This is a genomic window from Stutzerimonas stutzeri (genome assembly GCF_024448895.1).
In the GTDB taxonomy this organism is placed as follows: domain Bacteria; phylum Pseudomonadota; class Gammaproteobacteria; order Pseudomonadales; family Pseudomonadaceae; genus Stutzerimonas; species Stutzerimonas stutzeri_Q.
The window spans coordinates 110330-126065 of the sequence record NZ_JAMOIC010000007.1 but is presented as its reverse complement, the minus strand read 5'-3'; the positions used below and the strand labels follow the sequence as shown (position 1 = coordinate 126065).

At 61.2% G+C, this 15736-nt stretch carries 17 protein-coding genes; 11 read left to right on the top strand and 6 right to left on the bottom strand.

Features of this window, described 5'->3' with window-relative positions; translation table 11 throughout:
• Window positions 1-42 precede the first annotated feature (42 nt).
• Window positions 43-690, bottom strand: a complete 648-nt coding sequence (locus NA619_RS10905) for a PilZ domain-containing protein (protein WP_255961891.1) — start codon at window positions 688-690, stop codon at window positions 43-45.
• Between the two features lie 228 nt (window positions 691-918).
• Here NA619_RS10905 and NA619_RS10900 point away from each other — a divergent pair, with 228 nt between their 5' ends.
• Complete coding sequence (locus NA619_RS10900; protein ID WP_255961890.1) at window positions 919-1371, top strand: flavodoxin; 453 nt, start codon at window positions 919-921, stop codon at window positions 1369-1371.
• A 27-nt stretch (window positions 1372-1398) separates the two neighbouring features.
• On the opposite strand, the gene NA619_RS10895 is transcribed toward NA619_RS10900, so the two are convergent.
• From NA619_RS10895 to olsB, 3 genes are read right to left on the bottom strand one after another with little or no spacing between them, the layout of a single operon-like run.
• A complete protein-coding gene (locus tag NA619_RS10895; RefSeq protein WP_255961889.1) occupies window positions 1399-1971 on the bottom strand; it encodes an ACP phosphodiesterase in 573 nt (190 codons plus the stop codon).
• Between the two features lie 39 nt (window positions 1972-2010).
• A complete protein-coding gene (locus NA619_RS10890) occupies window positions 2011-2778 on the bottom strand; it encodes a lysophospholipid acyltransferase family protein (RefSeq protein WP_255961888.1) in 768 nt (255 codons plus the stop codon).
• Entirely contained in the window at window positions 2778-3524 is a 747-nt protein-coding gene (gene olsB / locus NA619_RS10885; RefSeq protein WP_255961887.1) for an L-ornithine N(alpha)-acyltransferase, read from the bottom strand. The genes NA619_RS10890 and olsB overlap by 1 nt, the downstream gene beginning before the upstream one ends.
• A gap of 186 nt (window positions 3525-3710) precedes the next feature.
• On the opposite strand from olsB, the gene NA619_RS10880 reads away from it, so the two are divergent.
• From NA619_RS10880 to NA619_RS10860, 5 genes are all read left to right on the top strand, one after another.
• Window positions 3711-4613, top strand: coding sequence for an acyl-CoA dehydrogenase (locus NA619_RS10880; protein ID WP_255961886.1), 903 nt, complete (start codon window positions 3711-3713; stop codon window positions 4611-4613).
• A gap of 201 nt (window positions 4614-4814) precedes the next feature.
• Window positions 4815-5975, top strand: a complete 1161-nt coding sequence (locus tag NA619_RS10875) for a phospholipase D-like domain-containing protein (RefSeq protein WP_255962006.1) — start codon at window positions 4815-4817, stop codon at window positions 5973-5975.
• A gap of 50 nt (window positions 5976-6025) precedes the next feature.
• Window positions 6026-6607 carry a DJ-1/PfpI family protein gene (locus tag NA619_RS10870; protein ID WP_255961885.1) on the top strand — a complete coding sequence of 194 codons (582 nt, stop codon included), beginning with the start codon at window positions 6026-6028 and terminating at the stop codon, window positions 6605-6607.
• Between the two features lie 82 nt (window positions 6608-6689).
• A complete protein-coding gene (locus NA619_RS10865) occupies window positions 6690-6911 on the top strand; it encodes a VF530 family DNA-binding protein (protein WP_255961884.1) in 222 nt (73 codons plus the stop codon).
• A gap of 170 nt (window positions 6912-7081) precedes the next feature.
• Window positions 7082-8647 (top strand): methyl-accepting chemotaxis protein, encoded by a 1566-nt coding sequence (locus NA619_RS10860; protein ID WP_255961883.1) that lies wholly within the window; start codon window positions 7082-7084, stop codon window positions 8645-8647.
• Between the two features lie 56 nt (window positions 8648-8703).
• Here the strand turns inward: NA619_RS10860 and NA619_RS10855 are convergent, their stop codons facing one another.
• Window positions 8704-10227, bottom strand: a complete 1524-nt coding sequence (locus tag NA619_RS10855) for a fumarate hydratase (protein ID WP_255961882.1) — start codon at window positions 10225-10227, stop codon at window positions 8704-8706.
• Window positions 10228-10582: 355 nt separating this feature from the next.
• Here NA619_RS10855 and NA619_RS10850 point away from each other — a divergent pair, with 355 nt between their 5' ends.
• Together NA619_RS10850 and NA619_RS10845 are read left to right on the top strand one after the other, a co-directional pair.
• Window positions 10583-11713, top strand: coding sequence for a GGDEF domain-containing protein (locus NA619_RS10850; protein ID WP_255961881.1), 1131 nt, complete (start codon window positions 10583-10585; stop codon window positions 11711-11713).
• Window positions 11706-12647 (top strand): iron-sulfur-binding ferredoxin reductase, encoded by a 942-nt coding sequence (locus tag NA619_RS10845; RefSeq protein WP_255961880.1) that lies wholly within the window; start codon window positions 11706-11708, stop codon window positions 12645-12647. The genes NA619_RS10850 and NA619_RS10845 overlap by 8 nt, the downstream gene beginning before the upstream one ends.
• A 101-nt stretch (window positions 12648-12748) precedes the next feature.
• Here the strand turns inward: NA619_RS10845 and pyk are convergent, their stop codons facing one another.
• Complete coding sequence (pyk, locus tag NA619_RS10840; RefSeq protein WP_255961879.1) at window positions 12749-14200, bottom strand: pyruvate kinase; 1452 nt, start codon at window positions 14198-14200, stop codon at window positions 12749-12751.
• Between the two features lie 178 nt (window positions 14201-14378).
• On the opposite strand from pyk, the gene NA619_RS10835 reads away from it, so the two are divergent.
• Genes NA619_RS10835 through NA619_RS10825 form a run of 3 tightly spaced genes read left to right on the top strand, consistent with a single transcriptional unit; the run spans window position 14379 to window position 15708 of the window.
• Window positions 14379-14756, top strand: a complete 378-nt coding sequence (locus NA619_RS10835) for a tetratricopeptide repeat protein (protein WP_255961878.1) — start codon at window positions 14379-14381, stop codon at window positions 14754-14756.
• A gap of 39 nt (window positions 14757-14795) precedes the next feature.
• Complete coding sequence (locus NA619_RS10830) at window positions 14796-15224, top strand: DUF4124 domain-containing protein (RefSeq protein ID WP_255961876.1); 429 nt, start codon at window positions 14796-14798, stop codon at window positions 15222-15224.
• A 49-nt stretch (window positions 15225-15273) separates the two neighbouring features.
• The gene (locus tag NA619_RS10825; protein ID WP_255961875.1) at window positions 15274-15708 is read left to right on the top strand and encodes a PilZ domain-containing protein; all 435 of its coding nucleotides are present in this window, start codon (window positions 15274-15276) and stop codon (window positions 15706-15708) included.
• Window positions 15709-15736 lie beyond the last annotated feature (28 nt).

Below are 15736 nucleotides of genomic sequence, written 5' to 3'. Positions count from 1 at the left end.
GCCAGCTTACACCAGTCTGCGCCGGACCCCGGTACAGCGCCTTCAGGAGTGCTCGGGCGTGCCATTGAGCATCTCGTTCGGCAGTTCCGGCTGCAGGTCCGGGTGAAGCCGCTGATGCTGTTCATAAAGATAGGAGCGAATACGCTCGGCGTCTTTGTCCTGCGGGTATTCCACCTCGTATGCGGTCATACCGCCTTCGGCATCGCGGATTCGGTGTGCGTCGATCTCGAGCGAGCCCTCACCCGGAATCGCAAGATGCATGTGCAGATGTTTGGGCGCCTGTTGTTTCGAGCCGACGTCCACCAACAGGCCATTTGGGGATAACTCGTGGACGCTCAACGCTGTCTTGTTGCCGTCATCCGAGAGCAGCGGCAATGGCTCGTCCAGATGCAGGCGCCAAGCCCGCAGCACTGGCCCGCGTTCGTAAATGGTCGGCGGGGCGAGCCGCAGGTGAATGGCTTGGAACTCATCCTGATTGAGCCTCAGCGGAAACGACATGCAATAGTCTTCGAGCTCGGCTTCGAGGGTCAGGTTGGCCTTGGCGGCCAGCTGCAGGAGCAGGCCGTTGGCCTTTTCGCCGCCGTCGACGTTGAAGCCCGCACGGGTTTCACCGGACTCGGCCGAAGTACTGCTCACCAGGTCATTTATATAGGCCAGCTCGGCGCTGGTCAGAACGGTCTTTTTCGGCATTTCGATTTCCCTCTCAAGGGCAGCAGGTCAGTCCTGCCCATGCCTCTGTCGCTCCGGAGCGCTCAACTGTTGAGACGGTCCGCGAGATCCTCTGCCAGGACCGCTTTGCGACAATATTCCTCTGATTTAATTCCCGGCACTGGTGGCAAAGTGTAGAGGTGGCGATCCCAGCCATATGTGTCGGATGCGGCATAATGCTGCGCTTAAAATCTGCAATGGAGCCCATGCATGAAAGTCGCCATCCTCTCCGGTACGGTCTACGGCACAGCCGAAGACGTCGCTCGTCATGCCGCCACGGTACTCAAGGCGGCGGGCTTTGATGCCTGGCACGATCCGCGTGCGCAACTTGAACAGATCCAGGCGTTCGGTCCGCAAGCGTTACTGGTGGTTACCGCCACGACCGGCATGGGCGAGTTACCCGACAACTTCGTGCCGCTCTATTCGGCTATCCGCGATCAGTTTCCAGCCTGGCAAGGGTTGCCTGGCGGCGTCATTGCGCTGGGCGACGCCAGCTATGGCGACACCTTCTGCGGTGGTGGCGAGCTGATCCGGGAGCTTTACGCCGAGCTCGGTGTACGGGAAGTCATGGAAATGCTGCGTCTGGATGCCAGCGAAACAGTAACACCTGAAACCGACGCCGAGCCCTGGCTGGAAGGATTCGCTGCAGCGTTACGCGGCTGAGGCTGCGCCATCCACTGTTCTGACTGATCAGCCGCCGTTCCGGGCAAACGCCTGTAGCTGCGGATAGAACTCATGGAAGTCCTGCTGGAGCGGCACGTATAGCTGCTCCAGCTCTGCGGCGCCGCCCGCAAGTCCTTCTGGCCGAGACAGGCGTCGGCACATGCCCGCCACCACCTGTTCCATGACCGAAAATTCCCGATAACTGCCGAGCCAGTCCTGCGCCGCCATACGCGGCGCGATAAGTGCCAGCGAACCGGGCAACTCGGCTTCCTCGCGCAATATCCGGTAGAACCGTGAAGTGAAAGCATCGAGAGGCATGTCTGCGTAGTCGTGCCAGTTGGCCGCCAGGCAGTGATCGAAAAACAGGTCGATCAGAATTCCTGCGTACCGTCTGCGCTCACGAGGGAAGCGCTGCTTGGCCTGCAGCACCACGGGATGGCTATCGGTAAAAACGTCGATCTGCCGATGCAGGCGTATGCCCGCCTCGACATCGGCGGGCCAGCGGCCCTGCAAGGGTCCTTTGACGAAGTCACCGTAGAGGCTGCCCAGCAGCGCGCCAGGCTGCGAACCGCCAAGGTGAAGGTGTGCGAGATAGTTCATGCGCCGAGTCTAGCAGCGCTAGCTTGCGGTCAGCTTGCATCAGGCGGCTTCGCGAACGCATGCGGGACCGTACAACGCATCCTCGATGGCTGCATGGCAGGCACGACCGAGTCGGTTGCGCTCCATGTCCCGACTGTCGATCGGCTGCAGCAGCTGTATCTCCACGATAGCGATGTCGGCCGCCAGCAATCTGAACAGGTGCGACAGCAGGTCGTCGTCACCGATGAAGGGCGATATGGAATCAAGCTCGCCGTCGCGCACATAGCGGATCGCGACCGGCTGGATCGGCGTACCGGTTTCAATGGCGCATGCCAGCAATCGAGAGTGGAAAGTGCGCAGCAGCGTGCCGTTCGTGGTGGTTCCTTCAGGGAAGATCAACAGGCTGCGACCCTGTTCGAGCTCACCGCCCAGTTGCTGATTGAGCGTGCCGCTGTCCCCGCCACCCCGTCTGATGAACAGCGTTCCTGCCTCGGCTGCAAGCCAGCCAAGCAGCGGCCAATGTCGTAGCTCGGACTTGGAGAGGAACGCCATCGGCTGCAGCCTGCCCAGTAGCGGAATGTCTGCCCAGGATTGGTGATTGGCGAGCCACAGCGCCGGCTGAGACGGCGGGACGCCAGTCAGACGGACCTCGTATGGCAGGGCCGCTGCCAACCGGGCGAGCCACCATCGGCAAAGTCGGTGGCGGGTCGCCTGTCGCGGCGCGGCGCCGATCAGCGATCGCAGTTTCAAACCGCACGCCATAAGCAGCCCGATCAACACGACCGAGCCCAGCCGGGCTATACGCGCGTAGAGCCTGATCCTGGGCATCAAACTGCGGCCTTGAAGTGCCGGGCGTAACGCGGGCAGAGTTCGTCGCGCTTGAGCAGTATGAAAACGTCAGCGACCTGGAAGTCCGGGTCCCAGCAAGGCTCACCGCAGATTTTCGCGCCGAGGCGCAGGTAGGCCTTGAGCAACGGAGGTGTCTCGGCGATTACGTTCTCCGACACGTCCATCGCCGGCAGGGGGTTCCTTGGACTGGCACGCAGCAGCTCGGTGCTCAGGTAGCGCTCGCGGACGCGCTGCATGACGGCCTGGGCCTGAACTCCGCCGTCGCGCATCGGAATGCTTGCGCAGCCCATCAGGTAACGATACCCGCCCTGGTTCAGGGCGTCGGCCAGCGCGCCCCAGAGCACTGCGATGGTCGCACCGTTACGGTAGGCCGGGTGCACGCAGGTGCGTCCGATCTCCAGGATCGGCGCATCCAGTTCCGCCAGGCCGTCCAGGTTGAATTCCCCTTCGCTGTAGAAGCGTCCGAGGCCTCGTGCCGTCAGGTTGTCCAACAGCCGTGTGGTAGCGACGAGCTCGCCACTGTCGAGGTCGCGCACGCCGATATGGCTGCAGTGAGCGTCGAACTCGTCGCTGTCCAGCCCGGTTTCAGCGCCGTGCAGGAGCGCTCCGTACTCGGTGCTGAACACTCGATAGCGCAGACCCTGCGCTTCGCGAAGCGCGGCATGTCCGTGCAGACGCTCTGCCTGCAGGCGTCGGGTGATGCGAGGGAAATCGATGGTCGTCATGCCCTGTCTCCTGGTCAGCCTTGGCGTGGCAATGCATTCGGAGCGCTTGATTGTTATGGTTGGCGTTCCGTCAATCAGTGATGCCGGCTCAGGCTAGGCAGGGGCGGTGTCACGGCGGTTACGAATCGATGATGCTTGGATGACGGCACATCGGGACCATCCTTCGCTGAACTGTGGAGTCCATCGATGCTCTGGCATGACCTGCTCGGTCCGCTGCAACGGCTGCCGCAATCCCCGGCGCTGGACGATTGGTATGCCGCCCTGCAAGCGCGTGGCCCGGCAGGCCCGTTTGAACTTGCCGTGCTGGGCGGGCGCTTGGCGACGACGCCCGGTCTGGCATTTCTCGCGGGCTATCAGGCGGCCTTGCGTCGCCTCTGGCCGGCGGCGCCCGAAGGGCTTGGCGCGATGTGTGCTACCGAGGAGCGAAAGCTGCGTCCGGCTGACATGCAGGCGCGACTGGTCGGGCTGCAGGTGACCGGGCGCAAAGATTTCGTTATCACGGGCGCGGCTGCGAGCTGGTTGCTGGTTCCGGCGCGCGATGAAGCGCCGGGAGAGCCTCCGCGGCTCAGTCTGTGCGTGGTCGGCTGCGGGGAGCGAGGCGTGGTCATCGAAGCCGGCCCGGCGTTGCCATTGGTTCCCGACATCCCCCACGGGCGCCTGGCTCTGGATAGTGCGCCCTGCAAGCGCCTGGCCGGAGATGGTTGGGACGACTACGTCAAGCCGTTCAGGACACTGGAAGACCTGCACGTGCTGACGGCGCTGGTCAGCTGGCTCTATGGCGTCGGGCTCGAAAGCGGCTGGCCGCAACGGCTGCAGTTGCAGTTGACCGGGATTCTGGCCGGGGCGGCGGAAGTCTCAAGACTGTCGCCGATGGACGCAGCCACACATCTCCTGCTGGCTTCGCTGAGTGTGCAGTTAGAAACCCTTACCAATGACGTCGACGCCGCGCTGGCCAAGGGGCCGGCAAATTGGCTACAGCTCTGGCAGCGAGATCGAGGCGTACTGCTGCTGGCGCGTGGTGCTCAAGCCAAACGCCTTGCCCAGGCTGCAGCGGCGTTTGGGCTGACTGCCGAGGTGCAGGGACATTGAGCTAACGGGTACGCTCGGGAACCTATCGCGGCGTCACGGACCTATAACAGGCGTGCTGCAACAGACCGAGCATCCGTCTACCTCTTACGAGACGATCACGCCTTCTGCGTTCGGCGTATCCATCTGGACAAGGATTTCACTATTGAGCTGCATCCCCATTCTCGGCCGGTATTCGGCGCCTCTGCGGAGCGGCCGACCATGATGCTTGCTGGGGAGGTTTTCCCTTGGCGAGACGCCAACCGCTTCCAGTTGCTGATCGACGGGCCGCAATTCTTTCCACGTATCCTGGCGAGCATCGAGGCTGCCGAGCGGCGGGTTGATATCGAGCTTTATCTGGTCGAGGACGGGCAGTGTGCCGAGCGGCTATTCGACGCCCTGGTAGTCGCCGCCGAGCGCGGGGTGCGGGTACGTTGCCTGTTCGATGGATTCGGCTGCCTCAAGCTTGGACAGAAAGCCCGGCAGCGGTTGGTTGATGCGGGCATCGAATTGCGCCTGTACAACCCCCTCAAGCTCAATCTGAAGTTTCGTAACCTGCACCGGGACCACCGCAAGCTGATTCTGATCGACGACAGCCACTGTTATGTCGGCGGTACAGGGGCTACCGACGAGTTCTGGAGTCCGGAACAACCAGACGAACACTGGCACGAAGCGATGGTGGAAATCACCGGCCCCTTGATGGCGGACTGGCGTCGCTTGTTCGACGTGCAATGGACGCTGTGCCTGAAAAAACGCATCTGGCAACTGCCGCTGCCGCAACGATTGCCCAAGGTGCCGGCCAATCCGTTACTTGCCGAAGGTATGGGGCGGGTTGCGTATTCGGCGGCTCGCCAGCATCGCGACATCCTCCACAGTCTGTTGCGCAACCTGCGACGCGCAGAGCATCGAATATGGCTGGCTACGCCTTACTTCCTGCCCACTGGACGCGTGCGTCGGGCGCTGATGCACGCGGCCAGACGCGGCGTCGACGTCCAGCTGCTGCTGACCAGTCGCAATACCGATCACCCCTCGGTTCGCTACGCGGGACAGCGTTACTACCCGCGATTGCTGCGAGCTGGCGTGCGGATTCATGAATATCAGCCACACTTTCTTCACCTGAAAATGGTACTGGTCGACGACTGGGTCAGTGTGGGCTCGTGCAACTTCGATCACTGGAACCTGCGCTGGAATCTGGAAGCCAATCTCGAAACCCTTGATCGGCCTTTCAGTGCCTCGGTGGCCAAAAGTTTCGAGGATGATTTCTCCCGCAGTATCGAAATCGATCTTCAACAGTGGCACTCGCGACCGCTGAGCCAGCGCATCTATCAGCGCATGTGGGGGCTGTTGGATCGTCTGGTGATCAACATCTTCAATCGAAGCGGCTGATGGCGCAGGCCTGGTCGCCCTTGAAATCACTAACCAATGGAGCGTTTGTTATGGCTGCGAAGAAGATCCTGATGCTGGTCGGCGATTACGTCGAAGATTACGAAACCATGGTGCCGTTTCAGGCTTTGCAAATGGTCGGCCACACCGTTCACGCGGTCTGCCCGGACAAGAAGGCCGGCGATACCGTGCGAACTGCCATTCACGACTTCGAAGGTGACCAGACCTATAGCGAAAAGCCTGGGCATAACTTCGCGCTGAACTTCGACTTCGCCGCGGTGCGTGCCGAAGACTATGACGCTCTGGTCGTACCAGGCGGCCGTTCCCCGGAATACCTGCGGCTCAACGATCAGGTTCTAAGTTTGGTTAAAGCCTTCGCCGAGGCGAAAAAGCCGATCGCTGCGGTCTGCCACGGTGCCCAGCTACTCGCTGCGGCTTATGTACTCAAAGGGCGCGCTTGCAGTGCTTACCCGGCCTGCGCGCCCGAGGTGCGACTGGCCGGAGGTGAGTTCGTCGACATCGCCGTCGACAAGGCGCACACGGAAGGCAATCTGGTGACCGCTCCCGCTTGGCCTGCCCATCCTGCCTGGTTGGCGGCCTTTCTGGAGCTGCTCGGAACCCGCATCACCCTGTAATATGCAACGTCCGTTCGGAAGGCCCGCTCCAGCGAACCGCTGGCGGGCCTTTTTTTCAAGCGCTCAAGTGTTCAGGATTTTCATGACTCAGGCAAAAGACCCACTCCACGGCGTGACGCTTGAAGCCATTCTCGTCGCGCTTCATGCGCGTTACGGTTGGGACGGCCTGGCCGAGCGGGTCGACATCCGCTGCTTCCGGAGTGAGCCAAGCATAAAGTCGAGCCTGGCGTTCCTTCGTAAAACCCCGTGGGCCAGGGCTAAAGTCGAAGCGCTGTATATAAAGCTGCCTCAAAACGGCAGCTAGTCCGTCCGATCAGCCCTGGAAAGTCGCGCGCGACATCCACTGGTCACTCTTCTGCAGATAATTGCTGCGCTCGCTCAAGTTCGTCGATCTCCGCCCGATCCATGTAACAGATTGATTCGTCATGACCGGTGAGTCTGTCTGGAATCAATTAGCCATCATGGAGATCAGGAATGAGAAACAACGGGCCGGTGAGTAATACCGAGCGGAGCTTTCCGGCGCATCAGAGACTGATCTCTGCGACCGATACGCAGGGCAAGATTCTTTATTGCAATGATGAGTTCGTTGCAATCAGCGGCTACGCCAGGGATGAGTTGATCGGCAGTGATCACAACCTAGTTCGCCACCCCGACATGCCGCCAGCGGTATTCCAGGCGATGTGGGGATACCTGAAAGCTGGCAAGAGCTGGATGGGAGTGGTCAAGAACCGCTGCAAGAATGGCGATTTCTATTGGGTCAGTGCCTATGTGACGCCGATTCTCGATGACGGCAAACTGACCGGTTTCGAGTCGGTGCGGGTCAAGCCAACTGCCGAGCAGATTGCACAGGCCACCGCGCTCTACGAGCGCCTGCGGGCGGGGCAGCCTGCCGTTTCGCTCGGTCGACGGGCATCAGGCTGGGCACGTGCGTTGGCGCTGCCGATGAGCGCAGCCGCGCTGGCGACAGCGGGTATGTTCTGGCTACCGCCTGCAGTTGAGGTGGTCGTGGTGCTTGGTTTGTTCTTCGCGCTGGGCTTGAGCTGTCATGTCTCGGCCGAAAGGCAGCTGGAGCGGATCCTGCAGCGCGTTCCCCAAGCGTTTACGGACCCGGTCGTTGCGCTGACCTACACGCATCAGTTCGGGAATGCGGCGCGGCTGGAAATGGCGCTGATCAGCGAAGATGCCCGTTTGCGCACCGCCTTGACCCGTCTTTCAGATCTTGCCGGACAGGTCGAAAGCGCTTCGGCGGAAACGTCGATGCTGGCCAGCCAGACCGAGAACGATCTGCGCCAGCAACGGGGTGAGACCGATATGACGGCGACTGCCGTTACTCAGATGACTGCGTCGATCACCGAAGTCGCCAGCCATGTTCAGCAAACCGCGGCCGAGGCGGGTACGGCCAATGGCTTGGCAAATGACGGCGACCGGGTTGCCGCCAGCTCGCGCAAGGCAATGGAAATGCTCGCTAATACGGTGACCAGCATCGGCAATGCGGTGAATGAACTGGCCGGCGAAACCCAGCAGATCATGTCGGCCGCCGGGATGATTCAGAGCATCGCCGAGCAGACCAACCTGCTGGCTCTCAACGCAGCCATCGAGGCTGCGCGTGCCGGTGAGCAGGGCAGGGGCTTCGCAGTTGTGGCAGACGAGGTTCGTGCTCTGGCCAGCAAGACCCGGGATTCGACGCAGCAGATCCAGGGCATCATCCAGTCGCTGACCAGCAAGGCTGGCGAGGCGGTGGCGATTGCTCAGGTAGGTGACAAGGAGGCGGCGCAGGGGTTGGCCCAGGTCATCGAGGCCCAGCATGCGCTGCAGGGCATTCGCGAGGCGGTCAGTCGCATTACCGGGATGAGTCAGCAAATGGCCGCTGCGGCCGAGGAGCAGGCCCATGTGGCCGAAGACATCGCCCGGCAGGTCACCAGCATTGCCGTGACAACCGACAGCAATGTTAGTAAGGCGGATCTCACCATGCAGCGCGGCCGCGAGCTGGAAGGTGCGGCGCGTGGCCTGCGTGCGCTGGTCGAACGCTTCAACCGCTAAACCTTACGGTAATAAAAAAGCCCGGCACTGAGCCGGGCTTTTTTATTGGCGAAACGCTACTGCACTTCGACCGCCAGGCTTTCGGCGATCTTCTGCTGCCAGATCGCCGGGCCGGTGATGTGTACCGACTCGCCGTTGGTATCAACGGCAACGGTGACCGGCATGTCCTTCACTTCGAACTCGTAGATCGCTTCCATGCCCAGTTCGGCGAAGGCCAGCACTTTGGACTTCTTGATCGCCTGGGCGACCAGATAAGCCGCACCGCCCACCGCCATCAGGTAGACCGCCTTGTTGTCCTTGATCGCCTCGATGGCAATGGGGCCGCGCTCGGACTTGCCGATCATGCCCAGCAGACCAGTGCTTTCCAGAATCTGACGGGTGAACTTGTCCATACGCGTCGCGGTGGTCGGGCCAGCCGGGCCAACCACTTCGTCACCGACCGGATCGACCGGGCCGACGTAGTAAATGAAGCGGCCCTTGAGGTCCACTGGCAGCTCTTCACCCTTGTTCAGCATGTCGACCATGCGCTTGTGCGCGGCGTCGCGGCCGGTGAGCATCTTGCCGTTGAGCAGAACGGTCTCGCCCGGTTTCCAGCTCTGTACTTCTTCCGGGGTGATGGTGTCGAGGTTGACGCGACGCGCGCTCGGGCCGGCCTCCCAGACGATTTCCGGATAGGCATCCAGCGGCGGCGGGGTCAGTTCAGCCGGGCCTGACCCGTCGAGCACAAAGTGTGCGTGGCGGGTGGCAGCGCAGTTGGGGATCATGCACACCGGCAGCGAGGCGGCGTGGGTCGGGTAATCCATGATCTTGACGTCGAGCACGGTAGTAAGGCCACCCAGACCCTGGGCGCCGATACCCAGCTGGTTGACCTTCTCGAACAGCTCGAGACGCATCTCTTCGATGCGGCTCTGTGGGCCGCGGGCCTTGAGTTCATGGATGTCGATCGACTCCATCAGGACTTCCTTGGCCATCACCGCTGCTTTCTCAGCGGTGCCGCCGATGCCGATGCCGAGCATGCCGGGCGGGCACCAGCCTGCGCCCATGGTCGGAACGGTCTTCAACACCCAGTCGACGATGGAGTCGGACGGGTTGAGCATCGCCATTTTCGACTTGTTCTCGGAACCGCCGCCCTTGGCTGCGACGTCCACTTCGACCTTGTTACCTGGAACGATGGAGTAGTGGATGACAGCTGGGGTGTTGTCTTTGGTGTTTTTGCGGGAACCTGCGGGGTCGGCGAGGATCGAAGCCCGCAGAACGTTCTCCGGCAGGTTGTAGGCGCGGCGAACGCCTTCGTTGATCATGTCGTCCAGGCCCATGGTGGCGCCGTCCCAGCGCACATCCATGCCCACGCGCACGAATACGGTGACGATGCCGGTGTCCTGGCAGATCGGCCGGTGACCCGTCGCGCACATCCGCGAGTTGATTAGAATCTGCGCCATGGAATCGCGGGCGGCAGGTGATTCTTCGCGCAGGTAGGCCTCGTGCATCGCCTGAATGAAATCGACGGGGTGGTAATAGGAAATGAACTGCAAAGCGTCAGCGACGCTTTGTATCAGGTCGTCTTGCTTGATCACGGTCATGCAGCGCGTCCTCTTGGCGGGGCGGAGTCAAGGCGCGCCGAGGAAGGCAACCAGCGCGCTCAGGTTGGAAAAAGGCGCGGCAGTATAACCTGCTGTGACCAAGGGTACACACGGACCAAAGGTGAAGGGATGCACATCAAAACTGGCATGGCGCTGCCTGTAGACGAGGGCCGGGCGTCGCGCCGAATCGTCGGCCTGGGGTCGGCGCGGCCGCCGAAAACGCGAAGTTCTGAACTGCCCTGTCTGCTAGTGAAAGGACAGCTGAATTTTTTCAGTACCACTGATCCGGCGGCTTATGGGCTTTTTCCTAGGTCCGGCGTAAAGTGTGTCGGATTGCCACTATGGGAAGGAATCCATGCGCGCGAGTCGTGACGAGAGCGATCAGCAGGCGCTGCAGTTGTTGGTAACCAAGCGCTTCGGCATGGCCGCTGCCACCTACGGTCTGGCTTTGTTGCTGACATGGATTACTTATGTCGGCGGCTTCTATCAGGCGCCGATCGAATCTGCGATCGCCGGCTCTCTGCTGATCCTGTTCAGCCAGCTGGGCTTTTTCTGGGTTTTCTACCGAGGCCACAATCTGCGTTTCAGAGATCCCAGCATGACCGAGCCTCAAGTGCTGGTCGCATTGGTCTGGCTGACCTTTTTCCTGTTCAATCTTGGCCAGAACCGCGGGTTTCTCCTCGTCTTGTACGTGCTGGTGCTGATGTTCGCGGTCTTTCTTCCACCGAAGAAATTTGCGCGCTACGCAGTGCTGGCGTTGCTCAGCTTTGGAAGCATGGCCTTGCATGACGCCTACGAGGGTCGATTGACCGATCCTCAGGCTGTACTACTACAGACCGGCGTGCTGCTGGTCACCTTGATCTGGATGTGCCTGTTCGTCGGTTACGTCTACAAGTTGCGCCAGCGGATGCGTCAGCGCCGGTTTGCGCTCCAGGCTCACCAGGAGACGCTTCGCGGAATGATGCGACAGCTGGAGGATCTGGCCTCGACCGATGAACTGACCGGGCTCTACAACCGTCGGCACTTCATTCGTCTGGCCGAGGCCGAGCTGAGTCGGTTACGTGCGGCACATCAGTCGGGCATTGCGCTAATCGATCTTGATCATTTCAAGCGAATCAATGACCTGCATGGGCACGCGACGGGCGATCGGGTATTGCAGACCTTTGCTTCCGTGGCGCGCTCCTGCCTGCGCGACGGTGACATTCTTGCGCGCTACGGCGGCGAAGAATTCGTTCTGTTGCTGCCGCACACTGACGCCGAGCAATTCAGTGCCTGTTGCGAGCGTCTGCGTGAGGCATTCGCCAATGCTCAGCCGCTGGATGTGAAATTGCAGCCCGGCCACCTCAGTCTCTCGGTGGGCCTGACGCTGCTCAGGGCGGGCGACAACCTCGACGAAGCCTTGCAGCGTGCTGACGAGGCGCTATATCGAGCCAAGGGCAACGGCCGCAACCGTTGCGAAGCCAGCTGGACAACGGTAAATGCCTGAGATCACCCACGGGGCTATGACGTGGACGGTGGCCGCTGGGAGCAATCTGCTCGACGCGCTCAATGGCGCTGGCCTGGATGTGCCCTACAGCTGCCGTGCCGGTAGTTGCCATGCCTGTCTGGTTCGCTGCCTGGACGGCGAGCCCGAGGACGCTCGCCCGGAGGCGCTTGATCCTGCTCGGCGCAAGGAAGGCTGGAGGTTGGCCTGCCAGTGCGCCGTCACCGGAAATCTCAGCGTTGCCGTATTCGACCCTGCTCGTAAGGGATTACCAGCGCGGGTGCAGCGTCTCGACTGGCTCAACGGAGGGGTTCTTAGGTTGCAACTGGTGCCCGAACGCCCGTTGCGCTATCACGCTGGCCAGCATCTGTTGCTATGGACGGCAGACGGCATTGCCCGACCCTATTCCTTGGCCAGTCTTCCGGGCGATGACAGCTGGCTTGAATTCCATCTCGACTGCTCCCGGTCAGGTGCCTTCAGTAAGGCTGCACGTACGCTTGGCGTTGGCGATTGGTTGAGGCTCGGCCAGTTGCATGCCGGCGCGCTGCGCTACGATCCCGATTGGCAGAGTCGCCCGCTTTTACTCGTGGCAGCGGGCACCGGACTCGCGCCGCTTTGGGGGATTCTTCGCGAGGCATTACGTCAAGCGCATGAAGGGCCGATTCGGCTGATTCACGTCTGTCGAGGCGGGTCATATCTGCAGGCTGAGCTGGCGTCTCTCGCTGAAAAACATCAAAACCTGAGCGTCGAAGTGCTCGATCGCGAGCAGCTGCAGAGTGGCTTGCAGAAACTGAGAGTGGCGTCACGGCAGGAGATGGCGCTGATCTGCGGCGCCAGTGAATTCGTCGAGGCGTGTTCAAAACGGATGTATCTGGCGGGGCTGCCCAGGGGGCAGATTCTGAGCGATGCCTTTGTCGCGCGTCAGGTCGAGGGCTGAGCGCAGCTCGCGTTAAATGTCGTTAGAAGTGACACTCAGAAGGCTTGCATCCTTGCATCCTTGCAGGCATGACCGGCTCGATCATGCCTGCAAGAGGCTGATCAGCTCAGCGAATCGCCAACCCGAAGGATCTTCATGGTGTTGGTGCCGCCAGTGCCGTGATACGTGTCTCCCTTGGTCAGGATTACCCAGTCGCCGACATTGACGATGTTGCGCTTGAGCAATTCATCCACTGCCGACTGGCTGACCTTGTCGGCCGGTAGCGCAGCCGGGTCGAAAGGAATGGTCTGCACGCCGCGGAACATAGCGACCCGCGCCTGGGTTTCGCGATGGGGCGAGAAGGCGAAGATGGGCACGGATGAGCGAATCCGCGACATGATCAGCGGGGTATATCCGCTTTCGGTCAGGCTGATGATGGCTTTGACGCCTGGAAAGTGATTGGCGGTATACATGGCCGCCAGCGCAGTGCTCTCGTCGCTGCGCTCGAAACGCTGGCCGAGGCGGTGACCGGACTTGATGCTGGTCGGGTGCTTTTCGGCTCCAACGCAAACACGCGCCATCGCTTTGATTGCTTCGATCGGGTATTCGCCCGCCGCACTTTCAGCAGACAGCATCACCGCATCGGTGTAGTCGAGTACCGCGTTGGCTACATCGGAGACTTCAGCGCGAGTCGGCATCGGGTTCTGGATCATCGACTCCATCATCTGGGTCGCGGTGATCACGATCTTGTTATTGCGGCGGGCGTGCAGAATGATCTTCTTCTGAATGCCCACCAGCTCGGCGTCGCCAATTTCAACGCCGAGGTCGCCGCGCGCGACCATCACGCCGTCGCTGGCACGGATCAAACCATCGAGCGCTTCGTCGTCGGCTACCGCTTCGGCACGTTCGATCTTGGCGATCAGCCACGCGCTCGAACCGGCTTCATCACGCAGACGGCGGGCCAGCTCCATATCGGCCGCGTCGCGGGGGAAGGAGACTGCCAGATAGTCCAGATCCATCTCGGCGGCCAGCTTGATGTCGGCTTTGTCCTTGGCCGTCAGCGCCGGTGCGGTCAAACCACCGCCGCGACGGTTGATCCCCTTGTTGTCCGACAGGGGGCCGCCGATCAGTACGGTGCAGTGCAGCTCGTCGGCGGTGGTGCTGTCGACCCGCATGACCACGCGGCCGTCGTCGAGCAGCAGCTCGTTGCCAACGCTGCAGTCTTTCACCAGGTCCGGGTAGTCGATGCCGACCACTTCTTGAGTACCCGCATCACGTGGGTGGGTGACGGAGAAGCGGAAACTGTCGCCTTCAGCAAGTTCGATACGCTTGTTGGTGAACTTGGCGATGCGGATCTTCGGACCTTGCAGGTCGCCCAGCAACGCGACGAAGCGGCCGTGCTTCGCGGCTATCTCCCGTACCAATTGAGCCCGAGCGCGGTGCTCGTCCGGCGCACCGTGGGAGAAATTGAGACGCGCGACATCAAGTCCGGCCAGGATCATTTTCTCCAGCACCTCGGGCGAGCTGCTGGCTGGGCCCAGTGTGGCGACGATTTTGGTACGGCGCGAAATCATTCATTGCTCCTTTTTCAGAATGGCCGGGAGGCTACTATGCCGGGCGGATGTAGTCATCGTTGGCATGCACTACTCTTTGAGTGAGGACAGAAGGGGTTTCAAGGCCGCTATAAATACGCCGAAAGGTCTGCAGTTCTGCCTGCCGTGGTCGATAAGCCGTGATCGGAGGATTCTTACCATGCGCACTCTCGTCATATTATTTCTGGCCACCCTAAGCGTAGGCTGCAGCAGCAGAAACGCACTTGATCGTCATCTGGACGCCGCTTACCAGCACTATCAGCTGGGTGATTGCGACCGGGTCATGCTGGAGCTTTCCCAGGCCGAGCGGCGCAGTCGCCCGCGCGATAATCTTCAGCCGGAGATATCCATGCTGCGCGGCCAGTGTCTGGAGCGCCTCGGGCTCTTTGTCGATGCGGTGGAAACCTATCGCTTCATTCAGACACGCTATCCAGCCACTGAATATGCGTTTCGCGGTCGCGCGAGGCTGGAGACACTACGTCAGTTAGGGCACTATCAACCGGAGGAGCGGGTGGTAACCCACGCCGTCAAACCCTGAAGCGATACCAGTCATGGCTGACTGGGCGGGAAGGAACCCATGCGCATTACACCGCTTGTATTCGTAGCGCTTTTTGCGTCGCCATTGGCAACTGCGGAGATCTACCGCTGGGTCGATGCCCAGGGAAACGTCCATTTCGACTCGCGCTCGCGCCCTGGCGCTGAGCAGGTCGAGGTGAGACCGCAGGTCATCGAGCGCGACGAGGCGACCCGCGAGCGGGAGGCCAGAACCGAGCGATTCTTCGACGCGCGTCGGCAGGAGCAGCAAGCCGCTGAGCAAGCGGCCAGTGAGCAGTATGCAAAGCGCGAGCGTGCATGCCGCGAGTGGAAGCAGCAGCTATCGAGGCTGTCGCAGGGTGGGCGCTACTACCGTGCGGATGCAAAGGGTGAGCGGGTCTACTACAGTGATGAAGAAATAGGGGCAACGCGGCGGCAGCTGGCCAGTCGTATCAGTCAGAACTGCAGCTGAGCGGCTGGCAACGGTCGCGGCGATCAAATTGGCGGCAGGCCCGGAACCGATGAATATGCTCAATCAACGCAGTATCCAGCGGCACCAGCTGCCGTATTACCTCAACGTTTTCAATAGGTTCACCGATAAGCCGCTGGGCTTTATCGGCAATCTGTCCGAGACCGGTCTGATGCTTATCAGTCCCTATCCGATGATGACCGATGCGCGCTTCGAGATGCGTCTGAAGATTCCTGGACAGCACGGCCAGCTGCGCTATATCGACTTCAGCGCCACCTGCCGCTGGTCGCGCGAAGATGTCACGCCAGGCAGCTTCGATTCGGGATTCGTGCTGAACACACCGCCCAGCGATATCCGCAACATGATCGATGCGCTGCATCACTATTTCAGCTTCCGGCCGATGCTGAGCATTCCGCCGGCTCGCCTGCCTCATGGCGAGGCGCCGCAGAGCCGCGCCGCTGACGAAGACCGTTGTCACGGCATTTGAGCCGGGCTTGCGAGTTGTCGCGCAACAG

Excerpts from the sequence above, each read along its gene's own strand:
- NA619_RS10905 (WP_255961891.1), bottom strand. The coding sequence starts at position 690 with ATGCCGAAAAAGACCGTTCTGACCAGCGCCGAGCTGGCCTATATAAAT.
- NA619_RS10900 (WP_255961890.1), top strand. The coding sequence starts at position 919 with ATGAAAGTCGCCATCCTCTCCGGTACGGTCTACGGCACAGCCGAAGAC.
- NA619_RS10895 (WP_255961889.1), bottom strand. The coding sequence starts at position 1,971 with ATGAACTATCTCGCACACCTTCACCTTGGCGGTTCGCAGCCTGGCGCG.
- NA619_RS10890 (WP_255961888.1), bottom strand. The coding sequence starts at position 2,778 with ATGCCCAGGATCAGGCTCTACGCGCGTATAGCCCGGCTGGGCTCGGTC.
- olsB (WP_255961887.1), bottom strand. The coding sequence starts at position 3,524 with ATGACGACCATCGATTTCCCTCGCATCACCCGACGCCTGCAGGCAGAG.
- NA619_RS10880 (WP_255961886.1), top strand. The coding sequence starts at position 3,711 with ATGCTCTGGCATGACCTGCTCGGTCCGCTGCAACGGCTGCCGCAATCC.
- NA619_RS10875 (WP_255962006.1), top strand. The coding sequence starts at position 4,815 with ATGCTTGCTGGGGAGGTTTTCCCTTGGCGAGACGCCAACCGCTTCCAG.
- NA619_RS10870 (WP_255961885.1), top strand. The coding sequence starts at position 6,026 with ATGGCTGCGAAGAAGATCCTGATGCTGGTCGGCGATTACGTCGAAGAT.
- NA619_RS10865 (WP_255961884.1), top strand. The coding sequence starts at position 6,690 with ATGACTCAGGCAAAAGACCCACTCCACGGCGTGACGCTTGAAGCCATT.
- NA619_RS10860 (WP_255961883.1), top strand. The coding sequence starts at position 7,082 with ATGAGAAACAACGGGCCGGTGAGTAATACCGAGCGGAGCTTTCCGGCG.
- NA619_RS10855 (WP_255961882.1), bottom strand. The coding sequence starts at position 10,227 with ATGACCGTGATCAAGCAAGACGACCTGATACAAAGCGTCGCTGACGCT.
- NA619_RS10850 (WP_255961881.1), top strand. The coding sequence starts at position 10,583 with ATGCGCGCGAGTCGTGACGAGAGCGATCAGCAGGCGCTGCAGTTGTTG.
- NA619_RS10845 (WP_255961880.1), top strand. The coding sequence starts at position 11,706 with ATGCCTGAGATCACCCACGGGGCTATGACGTGGACGGTGGCCGCTGGG.
- pyk (WP_255961879.1), bottom strand. The coding sequence starts at position 14,200 with ATGATTTCGCGCCGTACCAAAATCGTCGCCACACTGGGCCCAGCCAGC.
- NA619_RS10835 (WP_255961878.1), top strand. The coding sequence starts at position 14,379 with ATGCGCACTCTCGTCATATTATTTCTGGCCACCCTAAGCGTAGGCTGC.
- NA619_RS10830 (WP_255961876.1), top strand. The coding sequence starts at position 14,796 with ATGCGCATTACACCGCTTGTATTCGTAGCGCTTTTTGCGTCGCCATTG.
- NA619_RS10825 (WP_255961875.1), top strand. The coding sequence starts at position 15,274 with ATGAATATGCTCAATCAACGCAGTATCCAGCGGCACCAGCTGCCGTAT.